At 40.1% G+C, this 10,045-nt stretch carries 4 protein-coding genes and 2 pseudogenes; 1 reads left to right on the top strand and 5 read right to left on the bottom strand.

Features of this window, described 5'->3' with window-relative positions; translation table 11 throughout:
• Positions 1–364: 364 nt before the first annotated feature.
• The 3 genes and pseudogenes from GNE10_RS07075 to GNE10_RS07060 all read right to left on the bottom strand — a co-directional run.
• Complete coding sequence (locus GNE10_RS07075) at positions 365–682, bottom strand: DUF1634 domain-containing protein (RefSeq protein ID WP_260446821.1); 318 nt, start codon at positions 680–682, stop codon at positions 365–367.
• A gap of 22 nt (positions 683–704) precedes the next feature.
• Positions 705–1,490: pseudogene (locus tag GNE10_RS36485) on the bottom strand (sulfite exporter TauE/SafE family protein).
• A gap of 95 nt (positions 1,491–1,585) precedes the next feature.
• Positions 1,586–1,795: pseudogene (locus GNE10_RS07060) on the bottom strand (sigma-70 family RNA polymerase sigma factor); the annotation flags it as partial.
• A 574-nt stretch (positions 1,796–2,369) separates the two neighbouring features.
• On the opposite strand from GNE10_RS07060, the gene GNE10_RS07055 reads away from it, so the two are divergent.
• Positions 2,370–4,847: a plasma-membrane proton-efflux P-type ATPase gene (locus GNE10_RS07055; protein WP_185564247.1), complete on the top strand. Its 2,478-nt coding sequence runs from the start codon at positions 2,370–2,372 to the stop codon at positions 4,845–4,847.
• Between the two features lie 637 nt (positions 4,848–5,484).
• On the opposite strand, the gene GNE10_RS07050 is transcribed toward GNE10_RS07055, so the two are convergent.
• On the bottom strand, positions 5,485–6,270 hold the full coding sequence (locus GNE10_RS07050; protein ID WP_185564246.1) for a hypothetical protein: 786 nt from the start codon (positions 6,268–6,270) through the stop codon (positions 5,485–5,487).
• A 157-nt stretch (positions 6,271–6,427) separates the two neighbouring features.
• Positions 6,428–10,039 (bottom strand): ELWxxDGT repeat protein, encoded by a 3,612-nt coding sequence (locus GNE10_RS07045; RefSeq protein ID WP_185564245.1) that lies wholly within the window; start codon positions 10,037–10,039, stop codon positions 6,428–6,430.
• Positions 10,040–10,045: the final 6 nt, after the last annotated feature.

Genomic DNA, 10,045 nt, shown 5'->3' with positions numbered 1-10,045 from the left:
GTATATATAATTCAATATTGAATAACATAGTGAACAATATTGAGGATATTTTCTACTTAACCTATTGCTAAAGCAGTGACAAAAATTACATGGTTACGTATTTAATTTATTGCTATAGGACTCATATTTGATTTCTGAAAAACTCAGTACATTTCTATCTGCCTTCTTTGCTATTGTCTATTGCCTATTGCCTCCCTACACAAGTATGTTCAGTAATCAAACCGGATTCTTATAGGTATTGTTTTGATTCTGGCATTAATTTATAAGTTTACAATGGCGATCGCCTCCAGCTAGTGGAGGAATAAACTGTTCTTTCCAAAGACTGAGAAGAATTTCACTTAATTTTCATAATTACATAAAATCTTTAAAACATAAAGTTAGCAGCACTGATTTTCTCAGCAAAAGCTAAAAGGGAAAAAGCAACTCTAGCAACAGGAGTCGCAATTAATAACAATAATCCGAGTTGAGTAATGCCACGACGACGACCTGATAATGCTGAGGTTGCAACGCCTTCAGGAGAGCGAAAAGCTGGAGGCTCACCACGAAATATTTGATAATTAGGAGTTTCTTTGCCATGATAAATTAGGTATAAAACTCCACCGAGCAAGACTAAAGCTGAAGCTAAAATTACGCCATATCTTAACAAATTACCAACCAAAATCTCGACTTGTCTTTCACTCAAGTTGTGTCGATTTTAGGACATTTTAAATTCTCCCAATAAAGCCGTTATAAATCATTTGAATAGCTAATAGCACAATGACTAAACTAAAAATATTTCTTAAAACGCCTACTCTTGCTTTTACTAATACCTTAGCTCCCAACAATGCGCCTAAAAGTACTCCTAACATGACAGGCATTGCTAGTCCAGGGTCGATGTAACCTCGTTTCAGATACACACCCGCGCTAGCTGCTGCTGTCACACCAATCATAAAATTACTGGTAGTAGTAGAAACTTTAAACGGAATCCGCATGAATTGATCCATTGCTAGTACCTTGAGTGCGCCAGAACCAATACCAAGTAACCCGGAAAGCACTCCGGCGACAAACATCAGACTAAATCCTACGGGAACAGCATGGACATTGATATCGTAAACAAGTTAATAAATAATTAATTACACGGAATCAATAGGGGTTACAAATAAAACTCTAGCAGCACTAAGAATGAGTAGGAAGGCGAATATTTTAGTTAAAACCCCATTCGGTAAACTTGTTCCTATTTTGGCACCAAACCACCCACCTAAAATAAATCCTAGACAGAGAAGTGCAGCTACTTTTATGTCTACATATCCTTGCTTATAATAAGTCCATGCTGCTAATAAATCTATTGGTGGAACTAACAAAGCCAATGTAGTTCCTTGTGCTTGATGCTGAGAGAATCCTAAGAATAAAATCAAAGCAGGTAAAATAATTATTCCACCACCAATGCCTGTCATACCACTAACTATTCCTGCTACCAATCCCAAAATTATGCAAAGCCAAATATTAGTCATGATTAAACTTATTGCTAATTAATGTACTTTTGCTAGTATCACAAAATTTTTTGTTAGCTGAAATTGATGTTGCTATTCTTATTATGATCTCAGGATCAACTAGAGAGATGACTACGCATCTGTTCTTTATACCTTCGTAGAGTACTCAAAGCTTTTAGCTCTAACTGTCTTACTCGTTCTCGACTAACACCTATGCGTTGACTAATTTCCGCTAAAGACAGTTCATTTCCATCTACTAAACCGAAACGTAAATTTAATATTTCCCGTTGTGAAGGAGTTAGTTTTGACAATAAATTTTGAATATTAGGAGCTTACGGTTTAAGTGGACTCCGAAATCGCAGCTTACCTGAAACAAAAGCACAGCTGTATGAAGCAATCATTCCCTATTGCTCGCCTCTTTAGAGCTAGCTTTTGCCAAACCAGCGATACCTAAAATACCAAGCAAAGAGCCGACAATAATAATTTTTGTGAGTTATTCATAAATTTTCAATATTTCAATCTGTGTTTGTAGTTTCACTGTAGATTGCATTGGTTAAGAACTTGGAAAGATTTGATGGAGTATGAGAAATTTTTTAAATATTTCTACTGCAACTTATATATATACTTACTCAGCTAAATTTTTATAATCTCAAGCCATCTTTCCTATTTCTTGACTTTTTATCTCTAAAATGAAACTTTATCAATACCCAAATAGGTGCGCTCAACACAATCAAAGATGGTAATAAACTAAACAATTTATCCTGACAAAAATCCCTCTTGGGATAGTATTTTTAGGCAAATTTATAAGTTAAAAGCTAATAATAATACTTCCGTAAAGAGTCAATTAATTTTAATATTTAAAACTCAAGAATGAATATTATTTATAAAGGTGCAAAGTAGATGAAACACAATTCTCACCCTCTAGTTCATAACAATCACAACACTCCAACCGGAGATTTAGCCAACCTGAGTCTTGAAGAACTACAAGCTCAACTAACAACCTCTTTAGAACAGGGACTCAGTGCTGAAGAAGCCCAGCGTCGTCTTTCTAGTTATGGCCATAACGAACTAACTGAGAAAAAAACCAGTGTTTTAGAGCAATTTCTCTCTCATTTTTGGGGGCCGATTCCTTGGATGATTGAAGTTGCTGTGATTTTGTCAGCCTTGGTAAGAGATTGGGTAGATTTTGCGATTATTTTAGTTCTGCTCATCGGTAATGGTGTTATTGGCTTTTGGGAAGAATTTGAGGCGGGAAATGCGATCGCGGCTCTCAAAGCTCAACTCGCTCTCAATGCGCGTGTCAAGCGAGATCATCAATGGCTGACAGTTCCAGCCCGTGAGTTAGTCCCAGGAGATATCATTCACTTGCGAATTGGTGATGTGATCCCGGCGGATGCGCGATTGCTGACGGGTGATTCTGTAGAAGTTGATCGGGCGGCTTTAACTGGAGAGTCTTTACCAGTGACACGAGAACCAGGGGATGCTGTCTATTCTGGCTCGGTTTTGAAACGAGGGGAAATTGATGGCTTGGTTTACGCCACAGGTGCAAATACCTTTTTTGGTAAAACCGCCAGCTTAGTAGATACTGCCACGATTCAAAGTCATTTTCAGCAAACCATCCTCAAGATAGGTAACTTTCTAATCGCTACTGCTTTTGTGCTGGTATTGTTAATTGTCTTTGTGGCTCTTTATCGGCACGATCGCTTACTCAATATCTTAAAATTTGTCTTAGTTTTGACTGTGGCTTCGATTCCGGTAGCCATGCCAGCTGTATTATCTGCCACGATGGCGATCGGTGCGCGAGCCTTAGCGAAAAAACAGGCGGTTGTTAGTCGTCTGGAATCCATTGAAGAAGTCGCGGGGATGGATATTCTCTGCTCCGATAAAACTGGGACTCTCACCTTAAATCAATTGACTTTAGGTGAACCAGTTAGTTTGGATAATTTCACTCCTGAGCAAGTAATTTTGTTAGCTGTTCTAGCTTCCCACAATTTCGAGGAAGATCCGATTGATCGGGCAATTCTGGCAGGATTAAAGGATAAACAACAACTGAATAATTATCAGGTGACACGTTTTTTACCTTTTGACCCAGTAATTAAACGTACAGAAGCAACTATCTCTACAGGTGACGGTCAAGAATTTAAAGTCAGTAAAGGCGCACCCCAGGTAATTTTAGCTTTAGTTGCCAATCAGTCTGAGATTGAAGCCTCTGTGAATCAAATTATTGATAATTTTGCCAAAAGGGGGTTTCGGGCGTTAGGTGTCGCCAGAACAAATCCTGAAGGCAATTGGCAGTTTATTGGCGTTTTACCTTTATTTGATCCGCCAAGAAGTGATTCGCAATTTGTAATTGAAGACTTAAAACGCTTGGGTGTGAAAGTCAAAATGCTCACAGGCGATCAAGTAGCGATCGCTAAAGAAACTTGTCGGCAATTAGGGTTAGGCACTAATATTTTGAATGCCAAGCTATTTCAAACCAGCGATACCCATCAAATGGGACAGTTAGCTGATGCGGTGATGCAAGCTGATGGTTTTGGTCAAGTATTTCCTGAACATAAATATTACATCGTTGAAGCACTACAACAAAAAGGTCATATTGTCGGTATGACAGGCGATGGTGTCAACGATGCACCAGCTTTGAAAAAGGCAGATGTAGGTATTGCGGTTTCTGGTGCGACTGATGCGGCGCGTGCTGCGGCTGATATCGTTTTACTTGCGCCAGGATTAACTGTCATTGCTGATGCTGTTAGAGAAAGTCGCAAAATTTTTCAACGAATGTATAGTTATGTTTTATATAGAATTGCCGAGACTATTGATATTTTGATTTTCTTAACGCTGTCAATTTTAGTTTTTAATTTTTATCCAATGACAGCGATTATGATTGTACTGTTGGCTTTACTTAATGATGGGGCAATTTTAGCGATCGCCTACGATAGAGCGATTCCCGATCGCAAACCTGCTACTTGGGATATGTTGGTTGTGTTGGGTGTTTCTACCTTAATTGGAATTGCAAGTGTATTTGGTTCCTTTGGCATCTTTTATATAGGTAGAGAATTACTACACCTGAGTCCAGGAATGCTCCAGACGTTAGTATATTTAAAACTCTCAGTTGCAGGTCACTTAACAATATTTGTGACTCGCACAAAAAAATCATTTTGGACAGAAAAACCAGCCAATATTTTACTATTAGCTATTTTTGCTACGCAGATTCTGGCTAGTTTAGTAGCAATATTTGGTTTTGGATTGATGAATCCTATCGGCTGGGGTTTAGCGGCTATAGTTTGGGGTTATTCTTTAGGTTTGCTCTTGATTCTCGACTGGGTAAAACATTTAGGATACAGATTATTTCATCATTCCCAAAGAATCATTAAAGAATAATTTTAGGTACTTTACACTAAAAACTGATTTGTTTATAACATCTGTGGAGTATCAAATTAATATAGAATTCCTATTTGATTTTTGTTGGCGTAGCCTGCGCTAGCGCATAAAAAACTCAGTACACTTTGATTCCTTCTTTGCTGTTCCCTGTTAAGAGTTCCCTACCTACGCAAATAATTTCAGAAATCAAAGCGGATTCCTATAGTTAGTGATTAATTGCCGCGTTGTTAATGAGTTTGTCAACTGTGATTATCGCAATTAATGCTGTAATGTTGTGATGGGCGAAGTTAGCTCAGTTTTCCACGCAAAAGGACATTCGCTAAGGAAAGCGCATCGGGTAGGAGAGTCTACTCTGAAAATAAGTTAAAAGAGGGTGATGAGTTATATTTGGGTAAAATTACGCTTCGTGTCTTGCAAACGCCCGGACATACATCAGAACACATTTGTTTGCAGATATGTGATGCCCAGCAAAGTAAAAAACCATTTGGTTCATTCACTGGCGATATGCTATTTAATTTAGATGTAGTAAGAAATTGGCAGTCATGATTAATCCCTTTTTTGTTACTACCAGGAGAGAAAAATATACTCCTAAGTTCATACTGCTTATCCAACCCGTATTGGGTGTGTGTAAACCCTATCAATTAGAAGATTCTATATTCAGAAAATTTGCAATTACATTCAAAGCTTGTTCTGCGCTTTTAGCTGTAAACATTGGCCCAGTAGCTAAATAAATTTTATCTTCATTATCCATCGTGAAAGCAATATTATAACTGCTGGAATTTTCCACTGTAAATGCATCAATATCAAGTCCTACTATCTTGGATAGTTTGGCTTCTATAATTTCTTTATCGAATAGCATTTGACGCTCAATAGTAATTCTGTTTAATTTTTTATCTAAAATACAAGTTATCTTGCGATTTATTAGTAAATAGATAATACAAATAGAGCCAACAATAATTAAAAAAATACCCAAAGGATAAGTCCATAGGCGGCTATCTTCATGAATAGTTAATTGAGATACTTGGGAATTTTGAAGAATGGCATTTATTTGTTTTGCCTTGGCTTCCTTTTGTCTACTATCTGCATTAACCAAATTTATGGGAATAGAGCCAGATTTTGTTAATAAAACTAAGGGATAACTACCCGATTTATCAGTGGTTTTCGTGTCTAATTTTGCACCTTTTAACTCTTGAAAACGCCAATTTTTCACATTTGATTTGAAAATATCCTGAATAATTAATTGACAACTTCCTTCTGTAGACGTTATGCGATTACAACTAAAAGTAGTAGTTTTTCCCACTAATGTTATTAAAAAAACACCTCCAGCAATGAATAAACCTCCAAATAACCAATATAGGACACCTTGTGGTTTGAGGTTTATGCTTAACAAAGTTGGGGTTTGTTGCAAAATTTTTAATCTCATACTTGTATATTAGTATAGGAATCCGCTTTGATTACTGAAATTATTTGCCTAGTGAGGGAACAGGGAATAGGTAAGAAGGAATCAAAATTTAATGAATTTTTTATGCGCTAGCGCAGGCTACGCCAACAAAAATCAAATACGAATCCTATAGCAGTTTTTATATCGATTTATAATGACTAATTTGCACTGTACTTGTAATTCCATCAAAATTGTTAAATATGCTATCCGTAGTTTGATTGTAGATAAAGCGATCGCTTGCTGTTGTCGTATTAGTCCCTAGTTGAAACAAGCTTGATTCAAGGCTCGTATTCTCAGGTCGGCTCAAAATAAATTCTGGTTGGGAAATATAAACAGTATCATTTTCAATATTTAAATCAGTAATAATACTATTAACGCCAGTGTAGATATCAGAATCATCGAAGCTTGCTTGTTTGCTTCCACCGATGAGTACATCGTTACTTACATCGCTCAACAAGTTAGTATTGCCGGAACCAGTAATGAGACTATCGCTTTCTGTATCAGCATCTAATTCCTTGGTGGTGATGCTGTCGCCAACACAGAAGAGAGCATCGCTAGTATCAAGCACTGCCAGTGCAAAAACATCGCTGACGGTTGTTGTTTCATCACTAGCGATAACTTTGATGTTGAGGCTGCCAACATCGTTATTTGTGGGAGTACCGCTGAAAGTGATGCCGTCAAAGGTCAACCAACAGGGAATTGGGCCGCCATTTTCCAGGGTCGCACTGTAGGTGAGGTTATCTCCAGCATCAACATCTGCAAAGGTGTTTGTAGGTAGAGTGAAATTGAAGGTAGTGTCTTTTATTGCTGTTTGGTCGAGAATGCTATTTGCCAGTGTTGGGGCATCATTAATATTGTTGACTGCAATGGCGATCGCTTTCTCGTAGAATAAGCCACCTCCATCTGTGGCGCGCAAACGAATATTGTAGCTATTCTTGGTTTCGTAGTCGGGGGAGATGTTGATATGTAACTCGTTATCAACAATTGTGAAGGCGTTGTTATCGGTGTCCCCTGTACCAGAAACTAGGGTATAGGTGTGGGTGTCTTCTGTGTCAGGGTCATTGGTACTCAAGTTGCCAATTAATGTGTTGCTAGGAACATTCTCGTTGACGCTACTGGCACTCAAACTCAGGTCAGTGGGAGTACTGTTGAGGTCAAGCACAAAAAGTTCTTGTCCAGTGTTGCCGTTATCAGCAAAAAAGTAGAGTTTGCCATTGATGTAAGTGATGTTGTTAGGGTTAGAGCTACCGATGCCAGAAAAAATATCCTTAACTAGGACAGTACCAGCTTCAGTACCATCACTCTTCCACAGTTCATTGCCTCCATTGCCGTCGGTGGCACTAAAGTACAGCGTACCGTTGACATTGGTGAGATTTTGCAAGTTAGAGCTACCGATGCCAGAAAAGATATCCTTAACTAGGACAGTACCAGCTTCAGTACCATCACTTTTCCACAGTTCACTACCTACATTGTTGTCATAGGCAACAAAATATAGGGTGCCGTTGACATTTGTGAGATTTTGGGGGTTAGAGCTACCTATACCAGAGAAAATATCCTTGACGCGGATAGTACCAGCCTCAGTACCATCACTCTTCCACAGTTCATTGTCTCCATTGCCATCAGTGGCACTGAAATAAAGCGTGCCGTTGACATTTGTAAGATTTTGGGGGTTAGAGCTACCAGTACCAGAGAAAATATCCTTAACTAGGATAGTACCAGCCTCAGTACCATCACTCTTCCACAGTTCATTGTCTCCATTGCCATCAGTGGCAGTGAAGTACAGCGTGTCGTTGACATTGGTGAGCTTTTGCGGATAAGAACTACCCGTGCCAGGGACAATATCTTTAACTAGAACAGTACCAGCTTCGCTGCCATCACTTTTCCACAGTTCCCTACCTCCATTGCTATCGGTGGCAACAAAGTACAGGGTGCCGTTGATATTGGTGAGAAAGTTTGGATTAGAGCTACCCGCCCCAGAGACAATATCCTTAACTAAGATAGTACCAGCCTCAGTACCATCACTTTTCCACAGTTCGCGTCCCCCAGTGCTGTCAGTGGCAACAAAGTACAGCGTGCCGTTGATATTAGTGAGATTTTGGGCGTTAGAACCACCTATGCCAGAAAAGATATCCTTAACTAGGACAGTACCAGCCTCAGTACCATCACTCTTCCACAGTTCGTTGCCTCCAGTGCTGTCAGTGGCTGTGAAGTATAGCGTGCCGTTGACATCGGTGAGATTTTGGGGGTTAGAACTACCAGTACCAGAGAAGATATCTTTGATACGGATAGTACCAGCCTCAGTGCCGTCACTCTTCCACAGTTCACTACCTCCATCGCCATCGGTGGCTCTAAAGTAAAGCGTGTCATTGACATTGGTGAGAAAAGACGGTTCAGAAGATAGCGTAGTGGTATTAATATCCTTGAGGCGCACAGTACCAGCCTCAGTACCATCACTTGTCCACAGTTCACTACCTCCACTGCCATCAGTGGCACTGAAGTAAAGGGTGTCATTGACGTTGGTGAGATTTTGGGGGTTAGAACTACCCATACCAGAAAAGATATCCTTGAGGCGGACAGTACCAGCCTCAGTGCCATCACTCTTCCACAGTTCATTACCCCCATTATCGTCAGTGGCACTGAAATATAACGTGCCGTTGACATTGGTGAGATTTTGCGGATAAGAACTACCCGTGCCAGAAAAGATATCCTTGATACGGAAAGTACCAGCCTCAGTACCATCACTCTTCCACAGTTCCCAGCCCCCAGTGGTGTCAGTGGCAGTGAAATACAATGTGCCATTGACATTGGTGAGATTTTGGGGGTTAGAACTACCGGTGCCAAAGTAGATATTTTTGAGGCGGACAGTACCAGCTTCAGTGCCATCACTTTTCCATAGTTCATTAGCTCCAGTACTGTCAGTGGCAGTAAAGTACAGCGTACCGTTGACATCAATGAGATTTTGGGGGTTAGAACTACCAGTACCAGAAAAGATATCCTTGACACGCATAGTACCAGCCTCGGTGCCATCACTTTTCCACAGTTCATAGCCTCCACTAATGTCATAGGCAACAAAGTAGAGCGTACCGTTAACATTGGTTAAATGTTGCGGGTTAGAGCTACCTGTGCCAGAGAAAATATCCTTGACACGGATAGTACCAGCCTCGGAGCCATCACTTTTCCACAGTTCATTGCCCCCACTGCCATCGCTGGCAGTGAAGTACAACGTACCATTGACATCGATGAGATTTTGAGGATTAGAACTACCTGCACCCAAGACGATATCCTGAACGCGGATAGTACCAGCCTCAGTGCCGTCACTCTTCCACAGTTCCCGACCCCCATTGCTGTCGGTGGCAGTGAAGTATAGCGTGTCGTTGACATTGGTGAGATTTTGGGGATTAGAGCTACCGATGCCGGAGAAAATATCCTTGACCTGGATAGTACCACCTTCAGTGCCATCACTCTTCCATAGTTCGCGACCCCCATTGTCGTCAGTGGCACTAAAGTACAGGGTGCCGTTGAGGTTTGTAACATTTTGGGGATAAGAACTAGCTATGCCAGAGAAAATATCTTTGACCTGGATAGTACCAGCTTCAGTGCCATCACTCTTCCACAGTTCATAACCACCACTGTTGTCGATCGCAACGAAGTATAAAGTACCGTTAACATTGGTCAGATATTGCGGGTTAGAGGAAACTCCACCGGTATTGATATCTTTTATCAGGTTAATAGATCCTTCTGCTGCTGCCATAACCCC

Origin of the sequence: Nostoc sp. 2RC (assembly GCF_014222165.1) — a bacterium.
Taxonomy (GTDB): Bacteria; Cyanobacteriota; Cyanobacteriia; order Cyanobacteriales; family Nostocaceae; genus Nostoc; species Nostoc linckia.
This window is presented reverse-complemented; position numbering and strand designations above follow the sequence as displayed.

Coding starts and splice junctions, on each gene's coding strand:
- GNE10_RS07045 (WP_185564245.1), bottom strand. CDS start 10,039: ATGGCAGCAGCAGAAGGATCTATTAACCTGATAAAAGATATCAATACC.
- GNE10_RS07055 (WP_185564247.1), top strand. CDS start 2,370: ATGAAACACAATTCTCACCCTCTAGTTCATAACAATCACAACACTCCA.
- GNE10_RS07050 (WP_185564246.1), bottom strand. CDS start 6,270: ATGAGATTAAAAATTTTGCAACAAACCCCAACTTTGTTAAGCATAAAC.